Source organism: Aquipuribacter sp. SD81 (genome assembly GCF_037153975.1).
GTDB lineage: Bacteria > Actinomycetota > Actinomycetes > Actinomycetales > JBBAYJ01 > Aquipuribacter.
The window spans coordinates 110994-132162 of sequence record NZ_JBBAYJ010000010.1 but is presented as its reverse complement, the minus strand read 5'-3'; the positions used below and the strand labels follow the sequence as shown (position 1 = coordinate 132162).

Sequence of the window (21169 nt, the reverse complement as noted above, 5' to 3'; positions counted from 1 at the left end):
ACCCCCGACGCACCCCCGACGCACCCGCCCGCCCGACCCAGACCACCCGGAGGACCTCGTGGACACGCTCGAGCTCACGCTGCGCTCGGCCGGCGGGCTGCTCGCCGTGCTCGGCACGGTGTGGCTGCTCACGCGGGTCGCGCGCTCGCGGGCCGGTGCCGCCGTGCTGCAGCCGGGCCGCCGGCTGCGGGTCCTCGCGCGGGTGAGCGTGGGACGGCGCAGCAGCGTCGTGACGGTCGACGCGGGGGACCGGGTGCTCGTGCTCGGCGTGGCCGACGGCGCCGTGCGCCTGCTCGCCGAGCAGCCCGCCCTGCCCGACCCCGAGCAGCCGGTGCAGCGCCTCGAGCTGCCCGTCGGTGCCTCCGTGGCTCCCGCCGACCCCGCGGCCCGGCCCGACGGTCCCTCGGTGAGCGCCGCCTCGCCGTTCCCGGTGCCCGCGCCGCGCTCGACCTCGCCGCTGGCCGGGTCGCTGCTGGACCCGGGCACGTGGCGCAGCGCCGTGCAGGTCGCGCGCGACCGGACCGTCAGACGGTGAGCGCCGCCCGACGCGCGCACCCCGGCCGGGCCGTCGCCCTCGCCGCGGTCGCGCTCCTCGTCCTGCTGCTCGCGCTCGTCGCCGGCGCCGTCCTCGCCGACGGTGCCGCCGCGAGCACGCCCGAGCCGCCCACCGCGCCGAGCGCGCCCGCGCAGCCGGCACCCCCGGCCGACCCATCGACGGGCGGCTCGGTGTCCCTGGAGGTCAACGGCCCCAACGGCACGCCCGCCTCGGCGATCGTCCTCATCCTCGTGATCACGGGTCTGTCGGTGGCGCCCGGGCTGCTGCTCATGACCACGGCCTTCACGAAGGTCGTCGTGGTCCTCGCCCTCACCCGCAACGCCATCGGGCTGCAGATGACCCCGCCCAACCAGGTGCTCCTCGGCCTCGCGCTGTTCCTCACGATGTTCGTCATGGCGCCGACGCTCGGCGAGATCAACGACGTCGCCGTGCAGCCGTACCTCGGCGGGGACCTGCCGCTGGAGGAGGCGTTCACGCTCGGGCTGCAGCCGCTGCGCGAGTTCATGCTCGGCAGCACGCGCCCGGAGGAGCTCGCGCTCATCACGAAGGCGGCCGGTCAGGAGCTGCCCGCGGCGGCCGCCGACGTGCCGATCACCACCCTCGTCCCTGCCTTCGTGCTCAGCGAGCTCCGGTCGGCGATGATCATCGGCTTCGTCGTGTTCGTGCCGTTCCTCGTCATCGACCTCGTGGTCTCCAGCGCGCTCATGAGCGTCGGCATGATGATGCTGCCGCCGGTCATCATCAGCCTGCCCTTCAAGATCCTCCTCTTCGTCCTCGTCGACGGCTGGGGCCTCGTGGTCCGCGCGCTCGTCGGGTCCTACGGGTAGGCCGCGGTGACCGACGCGACCGTCATCGAGATCGCCCTCGCGGCCCTCGTCCTCGGGGCGAAGCTGGCTGCGCCCGTCCTCGTCGCCTCGCTCGTCGTGGGCTTCGTCGTCTCGCTCTTCCAGTCCGTCACGCAGATGCAGGACCCGTCGCTGGCCTTCGTGCCGAAGCTCGTGGCGGTCGGGGTGTGCCTGCTGCTGTTCGGCAGCTGGATGATCGCCGAGGCGACGCTGTTCACCGAGCAGCTGTACGAGCGCATCCCCGAGCTCGTCCGGGGCGGCTGAGCGCCGTGGTGGGACGGCGATGACCGTCGACGTGCCGTCGGAGACCCTGGCGGCGCTGCTGCTCGGCTCGCTGCGGGTCGTCGGCTGGCTCGTAGTGGCGCCGCCCTTCGCGGGCCGGACCGTGCCGGCGCAGGTCAAGGCGCTGCTGTCGGTCGCGCTCGCGCTGCCGCTGCTGCCGACGCTGCGCGACGACCTCCCGCCGCTGGAGCTCGGACCGTTCGTGGGCGCCGCCGTCGTGCAGCTGCTCGTGGGCCTCGGCATGGGGTTCGTCGCCTACCTGCTGTTCCAGGCCTTCCGCACCGCGGGCGACCTCGTCGACACCCTCGGCGGGTTCGCGACGGCGCAGGCGTTCGACCCCATGGCGCAGGGGCAGGTGTCGGTGGTCGGCCGCTTCCAGGGGCTCGTCGCCGGCACCCTGCTGCTCGTCACCGACGGCTGGCTCGTGGTGTGGCACGGCTTCTTCCGCAGCTTCGACGTGCTGCCGCTGACGGCCGCCTTCGACGCCCGCGCGTTCGCGGTCGCGGTCACCGACGGGCTCGGCGCGATGCTGCTGGCCGGCGTGCAGATCGCGGCGCCGATGCTCGCGGTGCTGTTCCTCGCCGACGTCGGGCTCGGCCTCGCCACGCGCATCGCCCCGCAGCTCAACGCCTTCGCCACGGCGTTCCCCGTCAAGATCCTGCTCACGCTCACCCTGATCGGCTACACGTTCGTGGCCATGCCCGACGCGGTGGTCGCGACCGCGGACCGTATCGGGGGCACGCTCGTGCAGGTCGTGGGGTAGCGCCGTGGCCCAGGGCGGTGCGGGGGAGAAGACCGAGGCCCCCACCCCGCGCAAGCTCAAGGAGGCGCGGGACCGGGGCGACTCCCCGAGGACGCAGGACCTGTCGGCGTGGGCGTCGGTCGCGGCCATGGCCGTGACCGCGCCGAGCGTCGTCGCGGCCGGTCACCGCACGCTCGCGGAGGTCGTGCACCGGGCGGCCGGGGTCGTGGAGGACCCGGAGCCCGCCGTCGCGCTCGACGTGCTGTCCGACGCCGTCGGGTCCGGGATGCTCCTGCTGGTGCCGCTCGTGGGGGCGGCGGTCGTCGCCACGGTCGTGTCGCACGTGCTGCAGGGCGGCGTGCACCCCGCGTGGACCAAGCTCAAGCCGGACCCCAAGCGGCTCGACCCGCTGCAGGGCGTCAAGCGCATGTTCGGGCTCATGACCCTGTGGGAGGCGGCCAAGACGCTGCTCAAGACCGTCGTGCTCGTGCTCGTCGCGTGGTGGGCGGTGACGCGGATGACGCCGGTGCTCATGGGCTCCGGCGCGCTCAGCCTCGGCGCGACCCTGGACTCCCTCCGCGGCTCGGTGGCGCTGCTGCTGCAGGTCGCCGTCGTGGTCGGGGTGGCGATGGCCGCCGCGGACTTCGCCGTCCAGAAGCGCAAGTCCGTGAAGGACCTCCGCATGACGAAGCAGGAGGTCAAGGAGGAGAGCCGGAGCTCCGAGGGCGACCCGATGGTCAAGCAGGCGCGGCGCTCGCGGCAGATCGCCATGAGCCGCAACCGCATGATGGCTGCGGTCGCCGACGCGGACGTCGTCGTCGTGAACCCGACGCACTACGCGGTGGCGCTGCGCTACGAGGCCGGGTCCGGCCCGCCGAGGGTCGTGGCCAAGGGCGTCGACGCGCTCGCCGCGAAGATCCGGGCCCGGGCCGCCGACCACCGCGTCCCCATGGTCGAGGACGTGCCGCTCGCGCGCGCCTTGCACGCCGCGTGCGAGGTCGGCGACGAGATCCCCGGCGAGCTGTTCGACGCCGTCGCGCACGTGCTCGCCTTCGTCATGTCGCTGCGGGCCAAGGGCAGTGCGGCGGGCACGCACCGCGACTCCCGGCGCACCGGCGACCTGCCCGACGGCAAGGAGCTGCGTCGCGGTCGGGCGCGCCGGCGGCGTCGCGCCGCTGCGGCCTGAGCCACCCAGGGGCCGGCGGCTGAGGCGGCCAGAGCGAAGGAGGTGCCGCCGCCTGCGGACCACCGACCGGGCGGAACGGGCATGGGTTCCTTCGCTGTGGCCGCCCACCGGCACGCAGCACGACCACGCCTACGCGTCCCCCGCCCGCCTACGGCCAGGTCTGTGGTGCACACATCGACGCGACGCTGCTGACCCTGGACGCCCGCCTCGCCACGGCGGCCGAGCCCCGGGTGCCGGGTCGGGGTGCCCGGCTGAGGAGGCGGGGCTGGGCGGCCTTGCTGGTAGCCGCTCCGCACCGCACGTCGTCCGACACGTGGTGCCCTTGACGTCGGCAGGCGGTGGGAGCAGACCGGCGCTGGCGCGGGCCCGTGCTCAGGGTGCGGCGCGGCCCGCCGCCTCGTGACGCCACTCGTCCGGCGACAGCCCGTAGGCGGCCCGGAACCGTCGGTTGAAGTGCCGCGGGTCCTTGAACCCCCAGGACAGCGCGACCGCGTGGACGGGGCGGGCGCGACCGCGGGCGGTCGCGAGCTCGTGCTTCGCGCCCTCCAGCCGCCGGGCGATGACGAGCTGCTCGAGGCTGAAGCCCGCCGCCGCGCAGACGCGGTGCAGGTGACGCCGTGAGACGCACAGGGCGGCCGCCACCGACCCGGCGCTCAGCCCGGGCTCCCGCAGGTGCTGCTGGACGTACGCGAGGACCTGCGACCCGAGCGTCTCCTGCACCGCGTCCCGGGCCGCCGCTCCCCGGTCGCCCGCCGTGCTGAGCAGCGCACGGGCCAGCTGCTGCCCCACCTCTCCGACGACGACGGCGTCCGGCCCGCCGCTGTGCCGTGCCGCGTTCTCGGCGAGGTCGCTCATGAAGGCGCGGACCAGGCCGTACAACGGGCTGACGGGCAGGCGCGTCGTCGCACGCCACGCCGTCGCGGCCGACACCCCCAGGTCGTCCAGGGGCAGCTGCAGGGAGCTCGACGAGCCCCAGCCGCTCCAGGAGAACTCGAAGGGGCGGCTGATGTCGACGACCATGAGGTCCCCGGTGCGCACGAGCCGACGGTCCTCGTCCACCCGGTGGCGCCCGGCGCCCGCACCCTGCACCGCCAGCGCGACGACCTCCGGAGAGGCCGTGCGGGCGGCGCGGCGGTCACGTCGCAGCGTGATGCCGGTCGACTCGGCGCGGAACACGCGCGAGGGCCCGAGCTCGAAGACGGCCATCCGCCCGCTCACTCCGCCAGGGGCGTCGTCGAGCTCCACGGACGAGGCCCCGGACGCGTCCGTCATGGCCGCGCGGAAGGTCTCGCGCCGCAGCTCGGGGGCGACGGACCTGGTGTCGAGCAGGACAGGCACCCGAGCTCCCCTCGCAGCCTGCGCGCGACCTTAGGAGGCGCCCGGCCGCCGGGACAAGAGCGAGCGCGCGGTCGAGCGGCACCCGGCGTGCGGCGCGCGCGGTCCGTGTGTCCCTCAGGGCCCCACCCCGGTCCCTCACAGCCGCTGCCCGTAGGCCGTGCCGCTGCCACCGTTCCCGCGACGAGGGCCGGTGCGGGGGACGGGGGGCCGGCCGCACCCGGGACGAGAGGGGACGCTCATGCCGCACGTCGAGACCGAGGACGGCGCACACATCTTCTACAAGGACTGGGGGGAGGGTGGCAGCCCGGTCGTGCTCAGCCATGGCTGGCCCCTGAACGCCGACGCGTGGGACGCCACCGCCCTCTTCCTCGCCGAGCACGGCCACCGCGTCGTCGCCCACGACCGGCGCGGCCACGGCCGCTCGAGCCAGACGTGGCACGGCAACGACATGGACAGCTACGCCGACGACCTCGCCCAGCTGCTCGACGCCCTCGACCTGCGCGACGTCACCCTGGTCGGGCACTCCACCGGCGGCGGGGAGGTCGTCCGCTACGTGGGCCGCCACGGCACGTCCCGGGTGGCGAGGATCGTGCTGGTGAGCGCCGTCCCGCCGCTGATGCTCCGCACCGACGACAACCCCGACGGCCTGCCGCTGGAGGTCTTCGACGGCCTGCGCGCCGGCGAGCGCACCGACCGCTCCCAGCTGTACCGCGACCTCGCCGACGGGCCGTTCTTCGGGCACAACCGCGACCACGACGTCGACCAGGGGTTCCGCGACGCGTTCTGGCTGCAGTCGATGGCCTGCGGGCACCGCGCCGCCTACGAGTGCATCGCCGCGTTCTCCGCGACCGACTTCCGCGCCGACCTCGCCGCGGTCGACGTGCCGACCCTCGTCGTCCACGGCGACGACGACCAGATCGTGCCGTTCGAGGTCGGGGGCAGGCGCTCCGTCGACCTCGTGGACGGCGCCGTGCTGCGGGTCTACGAGGGCAGCGGCCACGCCCTGCCCGACACCGACCGGCAGCGCCTGCACGACGACCTGCTCGCATTCATCGACGGCTGAGGAGCCCCTGTGACCACATCCGACACCACCACGGCCGCCACGTCCGAGCCCGCGGCCGGCGGACGCGCCGTACCCGACACCGTGGTGCTCGTCCACGGCCTCTGGGTCACCCCGCGCAGCTGGGAGCACTGGGTGCCGTACTACGAGGCGAAGGGCCTCCGCGTCCTCACGCCCGCCTACCCCGGCTTCGAGGTCGAGGTCGAGGCGCTGCGGGAGGCCCCCGACGTCATCGCCCGCCTCACGGTCCCGGAGACCGTCGAGCACCTCGCCGGCGTCGTGGAGTCCGTCGCCATCCCGCCGATCATCATGGGCCACTCCTTCGGAGGCATCCTCACCCAGCTCCTCCTCGCCCGCGGCCTCGGTAGCGCCGGCGTGGTCATCGACTCGGCCCCGACCGAGGGCGTCCGCGTCAGCCCGCTGTCGCAGGCCCGGTCCCTCTTCCCCGCGCTGAAGGACCTGGGCAACCGGCACAAGGCCGTCGGGTTCACGCCCGAGGAGTTCCACTACGCCTTCACCAACACCCTGAGCGCCGAGGAGTCACGAGCGGTCTGGGAGCGCTACGCGATCGCCGCGCCCGGGCACTGGGTGTTCGAGTACGGCCTGTTCGCGAACTTCAAGCCCGGCCACCAGGAGACGTGGGTCGACTACGACGCCGACCGGGCGCCCCTGCTGTTCGTCGCCGGCGAGAAGGACCACATCATGCCGCCGTCGGTGAACCGGTCGAACGCCCGCCACTACCACCGCAGCCCCGCCGTCACCGAGTACGAGGAGCTGCCCGGACGCGACCACTGGACGTGCGGCGCCCCCGGCTGGGAGCAGGTCGCCGACCTCGCGCTGGACTGGGCGCTGGACCACGCCAGAACCGACCGGCCCTGGGCCGCAGAAGGGTCCGCGACGGCGGCCGGGTGACACCGGGCGGCGGTGTCGCCTACGCCTGCGCGTCGTCCGTGGGGGCCTCCTGCAGGGCGCGCACCTCGACCACCGAGTCGAGGGCCTTGGACGCCTTGGCGGCCCAGTCGACCGCCGCGTCCTCGTCGGTGACCTCGATGACCCAGAAGCCGCCGAGGTACTGCGGCGCCTCGACGTAGGGACCCTGCACCCGCTGCAGCCGGTCACCGGTGTTGTCGACGGTGACCGCGGTGGCCGGCGGGTGCAGGCCGCCGGCGAAGCGGAACGCGCCGGAGCCCATCAGCTCGTCGATGAAGGCGCCCGCGGCGGCCATGGCGGCCTCCGCCTCCGCCGGCGCCATGGTCTCGAGGGTCGGTGACTCCTCGGTGTCGTGCGGGAGGGAGAGCAGGTACTGCGGCATCGGTGTGACTCCTGGTCGTCGGGTGCGGTGCACATCTAGGTCCGGGTCCGTCCCCGTCTCTCAGACGGGCGCTGTCGCCGCATCTCATCGGCGACGGCGGCTCCGGGTGGACCGCGACGTCGGGACGCAACAGTCGGCGGCCAAGGCGAAGGCGGCCACAGCGAAGGACGCGCCGGCCCCCGCGGGCCACCGACCGGGTCGGACACGGCGCGGTTCCTTCGCTGTGGCCGCCCACCGCTGCCGGGCGCTCGAGCTCCGCAGCGCGACACGCCGACGCGCTCAAGTAGCCGGGCGGCGCTGCCGAGAGAGCACGTGCCAGGACGGCGCAGCACGGCCACGGAACGGCCACGAGCACCACGACCCCTCCGCCGCACGAACCGGAGGGAGAGCTGAGGTCTGCGTGAGCGCGTCCGGCATCGGTCGATACGCCCTGCCCGTCGGGGTCGTGGGCATCGTCCTGCTGCTGGTCGTCCCGCTGCCCGCCGTGCTGCTCGACGCGCTGCTCGTCCTCAGCATCGCCGTGAGCGTCCTCATCCTGCTCACCGCGATGTACGTCGAGCGCCCGCTCGACTTCTCGATCTTCCCGGCGCTGCTGCTGGTCGTCACCCTGTTCCGGCTGGGGCTCAACGTCGCCTCGACCCGGCTCGTGCTGCTCGACGGCTACGCAGGCGGTGTCATCGCGGCGTTCGGCAACTTCGTCATCGGCGGCTCGCTCGTCGTCGGCCTCGTGATCTTCCTCATCCTCACCGTCATCCAGTTCGCCGTCATCACCAACGGCGCGACGCGCGTGGCCGAGGTCGGCGCCCGCTTCACCCTCGACGCGATGCCCGGCAAGCAGATGGCCATCGACGCCGACCTCAACGCCGGCCTCATCGACGAGGACACCGCGCGTCAGCGCCGCGCCGAGGTGACGGCCGAGGCCGACTTCTACGGCGCGATGGACGGCGCCTCGAAGTTCGTCAAGGGCGACGCCATCGCCGCCATCATCATCACGGTCATCAACCTGCTCGGCGGCTTCGGCACGGGCGTCGGCATGCGGGGCATGGGCTGGGGCGAGGCGATCTCCACCTACTCCCTGCTGACGGTCGGCGACGGCCTCGTCTCCCAGATCCCCGCGCTGCTCACGTCCGTGGCGACCGGCCTCATCGTCACCCGGGCGACCTCGACCGGTGACATGGGCAGCGACGCGGCCACCCAGCTGCTGCGCTCCACCAAGGCCCTCACCATCGGCGGCGCCGCCATCACCGGGCTGGCCGTCGTCCCCGGGCTGCCCAAGCTGCCGTTCCTGCTCGTGGGCGGCGCCATGCTGGCCCTGGCCCTGCGTGCGAGGAACGTCGAGCGCGCCGAGGCGGACGAGCCCGGCGACGCGCTCGAGCCGGTCGCCCTCGACCCGGCCGAGCAGCTGGCCAACGACATGGTCGTCGACCCGCTCGAGATCGTGCTCGCCGGCGACCTCGTCGACCTCGTCGACGCCGGCGCCGGCGGCGACCTGCTGGACCGGGTGCGCGCGCTGCGCCGCAAGGTCGCCCTCGAGGTCGGCCTCGTGCTGCCGCCCGTGCGCACGCGCGACTCCCTCGACCTGCCCATGGGCACGTACTCCGTCGTCGTCTCCGGCGTCGAGGTCGGCCGCGGCCAGGCGCCCGCCGGCAAGGTCCTCGCGCTCGGGGACCACCTTGACGGCCTGCCCGGCACGACGACCGTCGAGCCCGTCTTCGGCCTGCCGGGCAAGTGGCTGCCCGCCGAGGCGCGGCACCAGGCCGAGCTCGCCGGCGCGACGGTCGTGGACCGCGGCTCGGTCCTCATCACCCACCTCGGCGAGGTGGTCCGCGCCAACGCCGCGCGCCTGCTGTCCCGCGAGGACACCAAGGCCCTCGTGGAGTCCGTCCGCCGCTCGCACCCCGTCGTGGTCGAGGAGCTCGTGCCCTCGCAGCTGTCGCTCGGGGAGGTGCAGCGCGTGCTGCGCGGCCTGCTCGACGAGCACGTGCCGGTCCGGGACCTCGTCCGCATCTTCGAGGCGCTGTCGCTGCGGGCGCGGACCTCCACCGACGTCGACGGCCTCGTGGAGGCCGCCCGCGCCGGGCTCGGCCCCGCCGTCGCGGACGCGTTCTGCCGCGACGGCGTCCTCCGCGTCCTCACCCTCGACCCGCTGCTGGAGCACGAGCTCGCCGAGCACGTGCGCCCCGGCGAGGACGGCCCGGTCGTCCAGCTCGACCCCGGCGCCACCGGGCGGGTCCTCGACTCGCTCGCCGCCGCGGTGCAGCGGGTCGACGGGCTCGGGGTGGAGTACGTGCTCGTCTGCGCGCCGGGCCTCCGCTCGGCGCTCCGCCGCCTCGTCGTCGCCGCGGTGCCGACGCTGGCGGTCCTCTCGTACACCGAGGCCGGTCAGGCGCCTCGGGTGGAAGCCGTTGGGACGGTGACGAATGCCTCGGCAGTTGCGTCTTGAGGGGCCGGCGCTCGCGCCCCTGCTCGAGCAGGCTCGACGTGAGCACGGCGCGGACGTGCAGGTGGTCTCGGCCCAGCGCGTCCGCACCGGTGGTCTCGCCGGGTTCTTCGCCCGCGAGCACTACGAGGTGACGGTCAGCGTGCCGGACGCCCCGGCCGTGTCGTCGCCGACGCCGCGCCCCGCTGGACCCGGCACGACCGGCGGTGGGCTCGACGCGCTGCTGGCCGCCGCCGACGGCGCCGACGGGGCGAGTGCGCCGGCCGTGACCCCGGTGCCGACGGTGCCCGCGGTGCCGACTGCGCCGACGGTGCCCCAGGCGCCCGTGACCGCTGTCGCCACCGCTCCCGAGGCGACCCCCCTGCCCGTCGAGGTCCGCCCGCCCGGGCGCAGGCTGTCGACGGAGACCCGCGCCTTCGACGACGTCCTCGCGGCACTGCGCGCCGACCTGCTGGGCGGAGCCGCCGCGGCCGAGCCCGAGGTCGTGCCCGCGGCGCTCGCCCTGGCCGACGCGACCGCCGGCTCGACCGCGCGCGCCTGGACGCCGTCGACGCTCGCACCCGCCGAGCCGTCGTCGGTCGACGCGGCCCTGGCCGGGGCCACCACCGGAGCCCCCGCCGCCGCGCCCGTGGTGGCGCGGGCCGACACCCCGCGGCCGGCTTCCGTCCCCCTCGCGCCGTTCGCGGAGCCGTCGTCCCCGGCCGGCGACGTGGTGTCCCGCGCCGACGCGCCCCGTGGGTCGGGTGCGGCCGTGCCCCCGCCGAGGGACGGCGTGCCGGGCGGAGGCGGCCGTCACTCGTCGGGTCCCGCCGAGCCACCCGAGCTCGCCGAGCCCGCCGCCGAGCCCGCCGAGCCCGCCGAGCCCGCGCCCGCGCCCGAGCCCGCGCAGCCCCACCCCGTCGCGTCGGTGTACCCCCAGTGGGGGCACACCGAGCCGGAGCACACCGACCCCGCGCCGATCCCGCCGCCCGCCGCCCCCGAGGCGCCCGAGCTCGTCGTCCGCCTGGAGCCGTCCGCCCTGCCCCGGGGTCCGCGCACCCGCGCCGCGGCGAGCGCGGGCGCCGACCGCGCCGACGGCCCCGCGCCCGACCGCGTCACCCGCTTGACGGGGGAGGGCGACCTCGTCTCCCTCGCGCTCGCCGTCGGCGCCTCGCGCCGTCTGGCCGCGCTGGCCGCCGCCGACGTCGCCGACACGGGCTGTGCCCGGTCGGACCTGCGGCTGCCGCTGCTCGCCGCGAGCCTCGGCGGCCGGCTGGCCGCCGCCACCGTCCCGCTGCACGCGGGCCCCGGTGAGGTCGTCCTCGTGGTCGGGCCCGCACCGCACGTCGAGGCGACGGCCGCCGCCGTGGCCGAGGCCCTCGGGCGCGCCCGCGTCGTGACGTGGGACGACCGCAGCACGCGGCGCAGGCTGCCGCGGCTGCGGGAGCAGGCGCTCGCCGCCGCCGCCCCCCTCGTGCTCGCCGTGCCCGACGCCGACACCGTCGTCGTGGACCTCGTCGAGCCCGACCTCGTCGTCGGTGTCGTCGACGCGACCGTGTCCGCGCGGCCCGCGTCGCGGGAGCCCGTCGGCCCGAGCACCCGCGTGCGCCCGGACGTCGTCGCCGTGGTCGGCGCCGCGCGCGCCGTCGTCCCGGCGGCCGACCTCGGGGCCCCGGTCTCGCTGCTCGACGGCCGGCCCGCCACCGAGGGCGCCTGGACCGGCGCGCTGCTGGACGCGCTGCGCTGGGCGGCGGGGGAGTGAGCCGCGGCACCGCCGAGCTCGAGCGGCCGCGCCTCAACGCACCCGTCGTGCTGGGCCTGCCCGGCGTGCCCGACGGCCTGCGCAGCCGGCTGGAGGACCTCGTCGGCGCCGACCTCGTCGTCGCGGCCGTGCTCGTACCCGGCCGGGTGGGCGTGCAGCGCCCCGGCGCGACCATCGCCGTCACGTGGGCGGTCCCGCCGCGGGGCGCGCTGCAGGTGTCGTGCACGCTCGTCGAGGTCGTGGCCGAGGAGCCGCCCCGCTGGGTGCTGCGCCCGGCCGGGCCCGCCCGGCGCGTGCAGCGGCGGCGCTTCGTCCGCGCGGACGTCCTCGCCGGCGCCGACCTGGAACCGCCGGACGACGCGGCCGACGACCTGGGTCGCGCGGAGCTGGACCCTCGGGAGGGCTCCGAGGTCCGGTGGCGCGCGACGGGTGTCGTCGCGGACCTCAGCGAGGGTGGCGCGCGCGTCGTCCTCGACGCCGACCAGCCGTTCCCCGCGCGGGCGGGCGAGCCGCTCGTGCTGTCCCTGCGCCTGCCGGACGTGGTCGTGAGCACCGGCTGCGACGTCGTGGCGGTCGAGCGGGCCGCCGTACGGCAGCTGCAGGTGCGGGTCCGCTTCGACCTGCCCGACCACGAGGCCGGGCTCGTGCGCCGCGAGGTGCTGCGACGGCAGGGCGAGGCCCGGGCAGCTGGGGCGCGGTCGTGAGCTTCGTCCCCCTGCTCGGCCTCGTGCTCGCCTCCCCGGTCGTCGTGCAGGCGCTGCAGGGAGCCCGTCCCGTCCAGGACGCGCTCGTGGTGTGGCTCCTCGGCATGCTGCTCGCCGCCGTCGGGGTCCGGCTGTGGCGCGCGGTCACGACGCCCGGACCGCGGCAGACCCTGCCCACCGTCCCGCTGCCGCAGGAGCAGACCCCGCGCCGGCGCCGCGGCGACTGACCACCGCGACCCGCCCGCGGCGCTGACCGGCCCGCACGACCCGATCCCGCCGGGTGGGCGACGGGAAGGGGTCCCGGGCCTACCCTGGGCCGATGCTCGTCCTCAGCCGCCGCACCGGCGAGAGCGTCGTCATCGGTGACGACGTCGTCGTGACCGTGCTCGAGCTCAAGGGCGACGGCGCGGTCCGCCTCGGCATCGACGCCCCCCGCTCGACCCGGGTGCACCGCGCCGAGGTCTACGCGGCCGTCAAGGCGGCCAACGCCGAGGCGAGCCGGTCCGGGCAGCAGCCGTCCGCCGCCGTCGCCGAGCTCATGGGCCTCGCGGGCGCCCCGGGCCGTCGCGCACCCGGTGTCACCGGCGCGACGTCGCCCACGGCGCCCGCTGGCTCTCGCGGTTCCGGACCCGGCACACCGCAGGGTGACGGACCGGCGGACGGCGGGGCGGAGCCCGCCCGTCCCAGGCCCGGCCCGCCGCCGAGACGCTGAGCCGGACCGGTCGCGCCCGGCACCTAGGCTGGTGACGTGCGGATCGGCATCGTCACCTTCCCCGGTTCCCTCGACGACGGCGACGCGGCGCGCGCCGTCCGCCTGGCCGGCGCGGAGCCGGTCCGGCTCTGGCACGCCGACCACGACCTGCACGGCGTCGACGCAGTCGTGCTGCCCGGGGGGTTCTCCTACGGCGACTACCTGCGCGCCGGGGCCATCGCCCGCTTCGCCCCCGTCATGACCGAGGTCGTCGACGGCGCCCGCAGGGGCATGCCGGTGCTCGGCATCTGCAACGGCTTCCAGGTCCTGTGCGAGTCCCACCTGCTGCCGGGCGCGCTCGTGCGCAACGACGTGCAGCGGTTCGTGTGCCGCGACCAGCGGCTCCGCGTGGAGAACGCGACGACGGCGTGGACCGGCGCCTTCGAGGCCGGGGCCGAGATCACCGTCCCGCTCAAGAACGGCGAGGGCGGCTACGTCGCCGACGAGGCGACCCTCGACCGGCTCGAGGGCGAGGGCCGCGTCGTGTTCCGCTACCTCGACGTCAACCCCAACGGCTCCCGGCGCGACATCGCAGGCGTGACCGACGCGAGCGGCCGGGTGGTCGGGCTCATGCCGCACCCCGAGCACGCCGTCGAACCGGGCTACGGGCCGACGACCGACGGTCTCGGCCTCTTCACGTCCGTGCTGGCCACCGCGCTGACGGGGGTGCTCGCGTGAGCCCGCACGGCGCCACCAGCCCCGAGGCCGTCGAGGTCGTCGCCACGGCCGACCGGCTCGACTCCGTCGCCCACGCCGCCGCCACGCCCGACGTCGAGCAGCCGTGGGCCGAGCTCGGCCTCAAGCCCGACGAGTACCAGCGCATCCGCGACATCCTCGGCCGGCGGCCCACGTCGGCGGAGCTCGCCATGTACTCCGTCATGTGGTCCGAGCACTGCTCGTACAAGTCGAGCAAGGTGCACCTGCGCCGCTTCGGCGACGCCACCCAGCGCGCCCTGGAGAAGGGCAGCACGCGCCTGCTCGCGGGCATCGGCGAGAACGCGGGCGTCGTCGACATCGGCGACGGCTGGGCCGTCACGTTCAAGGCGGAGTCGCACAACCACCCGAGCTACGTCGAGCCGTACCAGGGCGCCGCGACCGGCGTCGGCGGCATCGTCCGCGACATCCTCGCCATGGGTGCCCGCCCCGTCGCCGTCATGGACTCCCTGCGCTTCGGGGCGCCGGAGCACCCCGACACCGCTCGCGTCGTGCACGGGGTCGTGGCCGGGGTCGGCGGGTACGGCAACTGCCTCGGGCTGCCCAACGTCGGCGGCGAGGTGTACTTCGACCCCTGCTACCAGGGCAACCCGCTGGTCAACGCCCTGTCGGTCGGCGCGCTGCGGCACGAGGACCTGCACCTGGCCAACGCCACCGGCGCGGGCAACAAGGTCGTGCTCTTCGGGGCCCGCACCGGCGGCGACGGCATCGGCGGGGTGAGCGTGCTCGCGAGCGAGACCTTCGCCGAGGGCGGACCGAGCAAGCGCCCGGCCGTGCAGGTCGGCGACCCGTTCCGGGAGAAGCTCCTCATCGAGTGCTGCCTCGAGCTGTACGCGGCCGGGGTCGTCGAGGGCATCCAGGACCTCGGCGGGGCGGGTCTGTCGTGCGCGACGAGCGAGCTGGCCTCGGCCGGTGACGGCGGCATGCGCGTCGCGCTCGACCTCGTCCCGCTGCGCGACCCGTCGCTGCGCCCGGAGGAGATCCTCATGAGCGAGTCGCAGGAGCGGATGATGGCCGTCGTCCGTCCGGACCGGCTCGAGGCCTTCCTCGCGATCACCGACCGCTGGGAGGTGGAGGCGGCCGTCCTCGGCGAGGTCACCGAGGGCGAGCACCTGGAGATCACGTGGCACGGCGAGACGGTCGTCGACGTGCCGCCGCGGACCGTCGCGCACGAGGGGCCCGTCTACGAGCGGCCCTACGCCCGTCCGGACTGGCTCGACGCCCGGCAGGCCGACCGGGCCGAGGACCTCACGCGCCCGGGCAGCGCCGAGGAGCTGCGCGCGCAGCTGCTGGCGATGGTCGCCTCGCCCGACCTCTGCTCGCGGGCGTGGGTCACCGACCAGTACGACAGGTACGTGCTCGGCAACACCGCGCTCGCCACGCCCGACGACGCCGGCGTCCTGCGGGTCGACGAGTCGACGGGCCGGGGCATCGCGCTGTCGCTCGACGGCAACGGCCGGCTCGCCGCACTCGACCCCTACGCCGGCGCGCAGCTCGCGCTGTGCGAGGCCTACCGCAACGTCGCCGTCACCGGCGCCACGCCCGTCGCGGTGACGGACTGCCTCAACTCCGGCTCGCCGGAGGAGCCCGGCGCCATGTGGCAGTTCGCGGAGGTCGTCCGCGGCCTCGCCGACGCGACCGCGGAGCTCGGCACGCCCGTCACCGGTGGGAACGTCAGCTTCTACAACTCCACCGGCGACGTCGCCATCCACCCGACCCCCGTCGTGGGCGTCCTCGGCGTCCTCGACGACGTGTCGCGGCGCACCGGCTCCGGCTGGGACCGCGCCGGGCTCGCGCTGTACCTGCTCGGCACGACCCGCGAGGAGCTGTCCGGCTCGGCGTGGGCGGGCGTCGTCCACGGCCACCTCGGCGGGCTGCCGCCGCGGGTCGACCTGGACGCCGAGCGGCTGCTCGCCGCGGTCATGCTCGCCGCGTCGCGCGACGGTCTCGTCGACGCCGCGCACGACCTGTCCGACGGCGGGCTCGCGCAGGCGCTCGTCGAGGGGTGCCTGCGGCACGGTGTCGGTGCCCGGGTGTGGCTGCAGGAGGTGTGCGAGCGCGACGGGGTCGACCTCACGACCGCCCTCTTCGCGGAGTCGGTCGCCCGGGCGGTCGTCGCCGTGCCGCGCAGCGAGGAGATCCGCTTCACCGACGTCTGCACCGCCCGCGGCCTCGTGCACGCGCGCATCGGTGTGACAGACGACGCCGGCGGTGACGACGGGGTCCCGGCGCTCGACGTCGCGGGCGTCGGGCTCGTGCCCCTGACGGAGCTCCGGGCCGCGCACGAGGGCACGCTGCCCGCGCTCTTCGGCTGAGAACGGTGGCCGTGCCCGACGACGCCGCACCGGGGACGGGTGCGTACGGCGCGGAGCACGGCCTGGGCCCCGGCGGCCGGCCCGAGCACGGCGGCGCCGTCCCCGACGACGTCATGGCCCACAGCCGGCGCGACGCCGTGTGGGTGCTCGTCCTCTGGGTGCTGCGCCGCAGCTTCTGGCCGCTGCTCATCCTCGGTTTCGCCTACGCGTGGCTCGCGGGCGAGGTCACCCCCGTCGCGCTCGTGCGCCTCGACGACCCGTTCCGCTTCGTCGGCGCGCTCTTCACCCCGCTGGCGGGCATCGCGGCCGCCATCGGCGTCCGGGTCGTCGTCGACCTCGTCGCGCTCGTGGTTGCCTACCCCCGCACCCGCTGGGTCATCGAGGACCGGGTCCGCCGGGACGGGCACGCGCGGGGGCCGGTGCGCCGCTGGGTGGACCGGCTCTACATGACGGCCGCCTACCGCGAGCTCCGATCGACGTGGACGGTGCGCGGCCGGGCCGCGACGCACCTCGGGCACTCGGGGCTGTGGCTGACCGGGCTGAACGTCGCGCTGTGGCTGCTGACGGCGGCCGCGGCCGGCGTGCTCGCGCTCGCCGTCGCGGAGACCTCGCAGCTGTGGGTCAGCGGCCTCACGCGGCTCGCGCGCCTCGAGGACGGCTGAGTGCCGGGCCCGGGGAGGACGGTCAGTCGGTGACGCGGCTCGGCGGCGCGTTGAACAGCAGGTCCTCGTACTCGGGGTGACGCTGCACCCACGCCTTGATGAACGGGCACAGCGGCATGACCGACAGCCCCCGCTCCCGTGCGTCGTCCAGTCCGGCGCGCGCGAGCGCGCCGCCCACCCCCTGGCCCTCGTACGCCGGCTCCACCTCCGTGTGCGAGAAGACGATCATCTCTCCGGCGAGCATGTACGCCGCGAAGCCGGCGAGCGTGCCGTCGTCGCGGGCCTCGTAGCGCTTCTCGGACGGGTTGTGCGAGACGGTGACGGTCATGGTGCGGCGTCCTCTCGGGGACTCGGGTGGCGGGTCGAGGTGGTCGGGCCGGGCGGGCCGGGCGGGCCGGGCGGGTGGGTCGTCAGCGGCGGTGGTCCCACCGTGCCGGGTCGTCCTCCAGGGCTGCGCGGTCCCAGCGGGCGAGGTCGGCGGCGGCCTCGTAGGTGCTCTGCAGGAAGTGCAGGAGGGCGCCGTCGGGGTCCTCGGCGCGGCGCACCGCCTCGTAGGGCAGCAGGAACTGGCCCGCCGCCTCGGAGTACGCGGCCCCCGGCGGTCCGGCCGGCCGCGCGGCGAAGCCGTCCGGCTCGGGGTAGGCGTAGGCGTAGAAGGCGCCCTCCTCGCCGCCGCCCGGCCAGAAGCCGCAGCTGCTGAGCTCGCGGGAGTACCCCTCGACCATCACCCAGTCGCCGCAGTTGGGCGCACCGCCCGGGTGCTCCGGTGCGTCCCGGCCCGAGAACCTCGTGCAGGCGAGGTCCATGGCGCCCCAGAAGAAGTGCACCGGGCTCACCTTGCCGACGAAGCGCGAACGGAACACGCCCATCACGCGGGACGCCTGCACGAGCTGACGCCAGAACGCGTGCGCCGCGGCCGGGTCGTACGAGGCGTGCGTGTCGTCCTCCGCGAAGGGGATCGCCGGGTCCACCTCGTTGGGCACCGCCCGGATCCGGGTGGGCAGGCCGAGGTCCGCCAGCGCGGACATCGTCTCGGCGTAGAAGGCCGCGACGGGCTTCGGCTCGAGGGCGACCGTGCGCGTGGCGCCGGTGTCGGCGCGTACCACCAGCCGGTGCTCGACGAGGTCGAGCTCCACGTCGAAGGTGCCGCTGCCGTGGGGGACGGCCGAGGTGGTGAGGCCGCGGGCACTGACGTACAGGGTGCTCTGCCACCAGTGGTTGAGCAGCGGGGCGTGGGCCATCCGCACCTTGCCGACCACCTGCGTCCACAGGTGCAGCGTGTCGCGGGTCTCGGTCCAGTCCGCCACGCGCAGTGCGGGCCAGCCGTCCTGTGACATGCGCCCTCCTCGGTCCGTGGAGGTCACAGCGTCGCCCCGTCCGACGGCATTCCGCGAGCACGGGCGTCCGGCTCGGTGCGTCGGCGCCCGTCGAGTACGGACGGGTCCCGTCACCGGGACGGAGCAGCGGTTGCTCCGTGCGGGTGGACGCGCGACCGAGCCCCTTGCCCGCAGGCGGGTGATGTGGTTGTTGAAACTAGACAGGTCCTCAGGCGAAAGGTCCCATGAGCCGTCCCTGCCCCCAGGTCCACCACGTCTCGGGGGAGAGCCATGTCCGTCCGTCCAGCACCACCACGGCGCCGTCACCGCGTGCCCGTCGTGGTGACCGCGCTCGCCGCGGTCGTGTCGTCGATGCTGCTCGCCGTCCCCGCGCACGCGCAGGCGTCCACGCTGCCGAGCGGCGTCGGCGGCGACGCGTCCGCGACGACCGCCCGCCTGACGGGACAGGTGCTCGGGCTCCCGCTCACCGGAACGACCGTCGTGCGGTCGCGTGCCCGGGTCGACCAGGCCGGTGCCCACCCGTCCGTGGCGAGGTCCGAGCAGCTCGCCGAGAACCTGCTGGGTCTCGCGTCGGCCGGCGTCGGCATCCAGGAGGACGTGGCGCCCCCTGACACCGGGGCGAAGGGGCCGCGGGACCTGGCGTCGCTCACCGTCCGTTCGGGCCTCGACGACGTCCTCGCCCTGGGTGCGGTCCGGCTGACGGACGACGCCCGGTGGCCGGACTCGGCGTGCCCGGCGGACGGGCTGCTGTCGACGTCGAGCACCGAGACCCTGTCGCTCGGGGTGCCGGGCGTGCTGTCGTCGTCGACGGTGTCGACCGCCTCGACCGTCGCCCTCCTGCCCGACCCCCTCGACGCCGGTCGCCGCGTCGTGCGGTCGCGTGCGACGGCGCAGACGCAGGACCTGTCGCTGCTCAACGGTGCGCTCACGGCGAAGGTCGTGGGACCGGCCACGCTCACCGCCGTCGCCGGCGGCACGCCCGGGTCGGCCGGGGTGACGTACACCCCGCCGACCGTCACGGTGCGGCAGGGGACGACGGACACGGTGCTGACGGCGGGCGTCCCCCGGACGTTCACGCATGGGACCGTGCTGTCCGGGCTGTCGACCGCCACGCTGACCCTCGGCGCGCCGGCGAACGTCAGCGCCGCCGCAGACGGGACGTCGGCGGCCGCGTCGGTGGCCACGCTCACCGTGTCGGTGAAGTCCGTCCTCGGCGTCACGACCCACGTCGCGCTCATGCCGCTCACCGCGTCGGCGGTCTCGCCGACCGCCATCAGCTGCGCCTCGCCCGAGCCGACGCCGGACCCCACCCCGACGCCCGACCCGACGCCCACCGCCGAGCCCACCACGACGCCCGAGCCGACCGGCGAGCCGAGCAGCGAGCCGACCAGCGACCCGACCAGCGGGCCGACCGTTGGACCGACGGATGGACCGACGGGCGACCCGACCAGCGAGCCGACCAGCGAGCCGAGCGACGGCCCGACGGACGGCCCGACTAGCGACCCGACTAGCGACCCGACCAGCGAGCCGACCGACGGCCCCACCGACGGCCCGACGGGCGGCCCGACGGACGGCCCGACCAGCGAGCCGACCAGCGAGCCGACCAGCGAGCCGACCGACGGCCCCACGGACGGCCCGACGGACGGCCCGACCGGCGAGCCGACCAGCGACCCGACGGACGGCCCCACCGACGGCCCGACCGGCGAGCCGACCGGTGAGCCGACCAGCGAGCCGACCAGCGAGCCGACCGACGGCCCCACGGAAGGCCCCACGGACGGCCCGACGGACGGCCCGACCAGCGAGCCGACCAGCGACCCGACGGACGGCCCGACGGACGGCCCGACCAGTGAGCCGACCAGCGTGCCGAGCACCGACCCGACGGATGGCCCGACCAGTGAGCCGACCGGCGAGCCGACGGATGGCCCGACAAGCGAGCCGACAAGCGAGCCGACGGGTCTCCCGACGTCGAGCCCCACCCCTGAGCCGACCGATCCTCCGACGGACGGCCCGACCCCCAACCCGACGCCGGGACCCACGACCACCCCGACCGACGGCCCCACCGATGGTCCGACGAGCGAGCCGTCGGGTGAGCCGACCGACGGCCCCACCGACGGCCCGACCGACGGTCCCACCGACGGTCCGACGAGCGAGCCGACCGACGGCCCGACCGACGGTCCCACCGACGGTCCGACGAGCGAGCCGACCGACGGCCCGACCGACGGTCCCACCGACGGTCCGACGAGCGAGCCGACCGACGGCCCGACCGACGGTCCCACCGACGGTCCGACGAGCGAGCCGACCGACGGCCCGACCGACGGTCCCACCGACGGTCCGACGAGCGAGCCGACCGACGGCCCGACCGACGGCCCGACCGACAGTCCGACGAGCGAGCCGAGCGGCGATCCGACCGACGGCCCGACCAGCGAGCCGACCAGCGAGCCGACGAGCGAGCCGAGCGGCGATCCGACCGACGGCCCGACCAGCGAGCCGAGCGGCGGCCCGACCGATGGTCCGACGGAGGGGCCGACGAGCGAGCCGACGAGCGAGCCGACGTCCGGGCCGACGAGCGAGCCGACGTCCGGGCCGACGAGCGAGCCGACGTCCGGCCCGACCAGCGGCCCGACGACCGGCCCGACGTCCGGCCCGACCAGCGGCCCGACCAGCGGCCCGACGACCGGCCCGACGTCCGGCCCGACCAGCGGCCCGACGACCGGCCCGACGACCGGCCCGACGACCGGCCCGACGAGCGAGCCGACCAGCGTCCCGACGAGCGGCCCGACGACCGGCCCGACCACCACGCCCTCCCCAGCGCCGACCGACCCCGAGCTCGACATGGCGACCGTCGAGGGCGTCGTCTGGCTGGACCGCGACGAGGACGGCAGGCAGGACCCGGCGACCGAGCTGCCCGTGCGAGGGGTCACGGTCGAGCTCGTCCGCGAGACCGCGCCCACCGGTCTCCGGGCTGCGGGCCTGGTCGCGGCGGCCGACGAGGCGCCGCGCCGGGCGGTGACGAACGGCGACGGCCGCTACCGGTTCCTCGACGTCGTCCCCGGCCGCTACACCGTGCGCGCCGTCGCCGTGATGCCCGGCTTCGCCTACACCTCCGACACCGACGGTCTGCGCGACTGGTCGGTCCGGGTCGGCGCGGTGGCCGGCGCCACCGCCGTCGCCGACTTCGCCGGCG

General features: G+C 75.8%; 19 protein-coding genes and 2 pseudogenes. 16 read left to right on the top strand and 5 right to left on the bottom strand.

The genetic code is table 11. From position 1 onward, the window contains the following. Nucleotides 1-58 precede the first annotated feature (58 nt). From WAA21_RS08150 to WAA21_RS08130, 5 genes are read left to right on the top strand one after another with little or no spacing between them, the layout of a single operon-like run. Entirely contained in the window at nucleotides 59-535 is a 477-nt protein-coding gene (locus WAA21_RS08150) for a FliO/MopB family protein (protein WP_336922282.1), read from the top strand. Continuing rightward, nucleotides 532-1383 (top strand): flagellar type III secretion system pore protein FliP, encoded by an 852-nt coding sequence (fliP, locus tag WAA21_RS08145; RefSeq protein ID WP_336922281.1) that lies wholly within the window; start codon nucleotides 532-534, stop codon nucleotides 1381-1383. The genes WAA21_RS08150 and fliP overlap by 4 nt, the downstream gene beginning before the upstream one ends. A 6-nt stretch (nucleotides 1384-1389) precedes the next feature. Then, on the top strand, nucleotides 1390-1665 hold the full coding sequence (locus WAA21_RS08140) for a flagellar biosynthetic protein FliQ (RefSeq protein WP_336922280.1): 276 nt from the start codon (nucleotides 1390-1392) through the stop codon (nucleotides 1663-1665). A gap of 31 nt (nucleotides 1666-1696) precedes the next feature. Beyond that, nucleotides 1697-2446 (top strand): flagellar biosynthetic protein FliR, encoded by a 750-nt coding sequence (locus WAA21_RS08135; RefSeq protein WP_336922279.1) that lies wholly within the window; start codon nucleotides 1697-1699, stop codon nucleotides 2444-2446. 4 nt (nucleotides 2447-2450) lie between these two features. Next, on the top strand, nucleotides 2451-3611 hold the full coding sequence (locus WAA21_RS08130; protein ID WP_336922278.1) for an EscU/YscU/HrcU family type III secretion system export apparatus switch protein: 1161 nt from the start codon (nucleotides 2451-2453) through the stop codon (nucleotides 3609-3611). A 372-nt stretch (nucleotides 3612-3983) separates the two neighbouring features. Here the strand turns inward: WAA21_RS08130 and WAA21_RS08125 are convergent, their stop codons facing one another. Then, complete coding sequence (locus WAA21_RS08125; RefSeq protein WP_336922277.1) at nucleotides 3984-4949, bottom strand: AraC family transcriptional regulator; 966 nt, start codon at nucleotides 4947-4949, stop codon at nucleotides 3984-3986. 238 nt (nucleotides 4950-5187) lie between these two features. Between WAA21_RS08125 and WAA21_RS08120 the strand changes: the two genes are divergently transcribed. Both WAA21_RS08120 and WAA21_RS08115 read left to right on the top strand, forming a co-directional pair. After that, nucleotides 5188-6012: an alpha/beta fold hydrolase gene (locus tag WAA21_RS08120; RefSeq protein WP_336922276.1), complete on the top strand. Its 825-nt coding sequence runs from the start codon at nucleotides 5188-5190 to the stop codon at nucleotides 6010-6012. Between the two features lie 9 nt (nucleotides 6013-6021). Beyond that, nucleotides 6022-6921, top strand: coding sequence for an alpha/beta hydrolase (locus WAA21_RS08115; protein WP_336922275.1), 900 nt, complete (start codon nucleotides 6022-6024; stop codon nucleotides 6919-6921). A gap of 19 nt (nucleotides 6922-6940) precedes the next feature. Here WAA21_RS08115 and WAA21_RS08110 read toward each other — a convergent pair whose 3' ends face one another. Further along, the gene (locus WAA21_RS08110) at nucleotides 6941-7321 is read right to left on the bottom strand and encodes a YciI family protein (protein WP_336922274.1); all 381 of its coding nucleotides are present in this window, start codon (nucleotides 7319-7321) and stop codon (nucleotides 6941-6943) included. Nucleotides 7322-7721: 400 nt separating this feature from the next. On the opposite strand from WAA21_RS08110, the gene WAA21_RS08105 reads away from it, so the two are divergent. The 8 genes from WAA21_RS08105 (at nucleotide 7722) to WAA21_RS08070 (ending at nucleotide 16648) form a co-directional block, all read left to right on the top strand. Beyond that, on the top strand, nucleotides 7722-9764 hold the full coding sequence (locus WAA21_RS08105) for a flagellar biosynthesis protein FlhA (protein ID WP_336922273.1): 2043 nt from the start codon (nucleotides 7722-7724) through the stop codon (nucleotides 9762-9764). After that, nucleotides 9742-11502 carry a hypothetical protein gene (locus WAA21_RS08100; protein WP_336922272.1) on the top strand — a complete coding sequence of 587 codons (1761 nt, stop codon included), beginning with the start codon at nucleotides 9742-9744 and terminating at the stop codon, nucleotides 11500-11502. Before WAA21_RS08105 ends, WAA21_RS08100 begins: the two co-directional genes overlap by 23 nt. Continuing rightward, nucleotides 11499-12206, top strand: a complete 708-nt coding sequence (locus tag WAA21_RS08095) for a PilZ domain-containing protein (protein ID WP_336922271.1) — start codon at nucleotides 11499-11501, stop codon at nucleotides 12204-12206. The genes WAA21_RS08100 and WAA21_RS08095 overlap by 4 nt, the downstream gene beginning before the upstream one ends. Further along, nucleotides 12203-12433: a hypothetical protein gene (locus tag WAA21_RS08090; protein WP_336922270.1), complete on the top strand. Its 231-nt coding sequence runs from the start codon at nucleotides 12203-12205 to the stop codon at nucleotides 12431-12433. The genes WAA21_RS08095 and WAA21_RS08090 overlap by 4 nt, the downstream gene beginning before the upstream one ends. Before the next feature lie 92 nt (nucleotides 12434-12525). Beyond that, nucleotides 12526-12918, top strand: coding sequence for a carbon storage regulator CsrA (gene csrA, locus WAA21_RS08085; protein WP_336922269.1), 393 nt, complete (start codon nucleotides 12526-12528; stop codon nucleotides 12916-12918). Nucleotides 12919-12954: 36 nt separating this feature from the next. Beyond that, on the top strand, nucleotides 12955-13635 hold the full coding sequence (gene purQ / locus WAA21_RS08080) for a phosphoribosylformylglycinamidine synthase subunit PurQ (protein ID WP_336922268.1): 681 nt from the start codon (nucleotides 12955-12957) through the stop codon (nucleotides 13633-13635). Continuing rightward, the gene (gene purL / locus WAA21_RS08075; protein ID WP_336922267.1) at nucleotides 13632-15986 is read left to right on the top strand and encodes a phosphoribosylformylglycinamidine synthase subunit PurL; all 2355 of its coding nucleotides are present in this window, start codon (nucleotides 13632-13634) and stop codon (nucleotides 15984-15986) included. Before purQ ends, purL begins: the two co-directional genes overlap by 4 nt. Nucleotides 15987-15991: 5 nt before the next feature. Continuing rightward, nucleotides 15992-16648 (top strand): hypothetical protein, encoded by a 657-nt coding sequence (locus WAA21_RS08070; RefSeq protein WP_336922266.1) that lies wholly within the window; start codon nucleotides 15992-15994, stop codon nucleotides 16646-16648. A gap of 22 nt (nucleotides 16649-16670) precedes the next feature. Here the strand turns inward: WAA21_RS08070 and WAA21_RS08065 are convergent. The 3 genes and pseudogenes from WAA21_RS08065 to WAA21_RS17950 form a co-directional block, all read right to left on the bottom strand. After that, a pseudogene (locus WAA21_RS08065) lies at nucleotides 16671-16988 on the bottom strand (GNAT family N-acetyltransferase); the annotation flags it as partial. A gap of 70 nt (nucleotides 16989-17058) precedes the next feature. Further along, nucleotides 17059-17985 (bottom strand): DUF5996 family protein, encoded by a 927-nt coding sequence (locus WAA21_RS08060; RefSeq protein WP_336922265.1) that lies wholly within the window; start codon nucleotides 17983-17985, stop codon nucleotides 17059-17061. A 302-nt stretch (nucleotides 17986-18287) separates the two neighbouring features. After that, on the bottom strand, nucleotides 18288-20819 hold the full coding sequence (locus WAA21_RS17950; protein WP_442893249.1) for a glycine zipper domain-containing protein: 2532 nt from the start codon (nucleotides 20817-20819) through the stop codon (nucleotides 18288-18290). Here WAA21_RS17950 and WAA21_RS17945 point away from each other — a divergent pair. After that, nucleotides 20818-21090 (top strand): annotated as a pseudogene (locus WAA21_RS17945) (SdrD B-like domain-containing protein); the annotation flags it as partial. The gene WAA21_RS17950 and the pseudogene WAA21_RS17945 sit on opposite strands and share 2 nt — an antisense overlap. Nucleotides 21091-21169 lie beyond the last annotated feature (79 nt).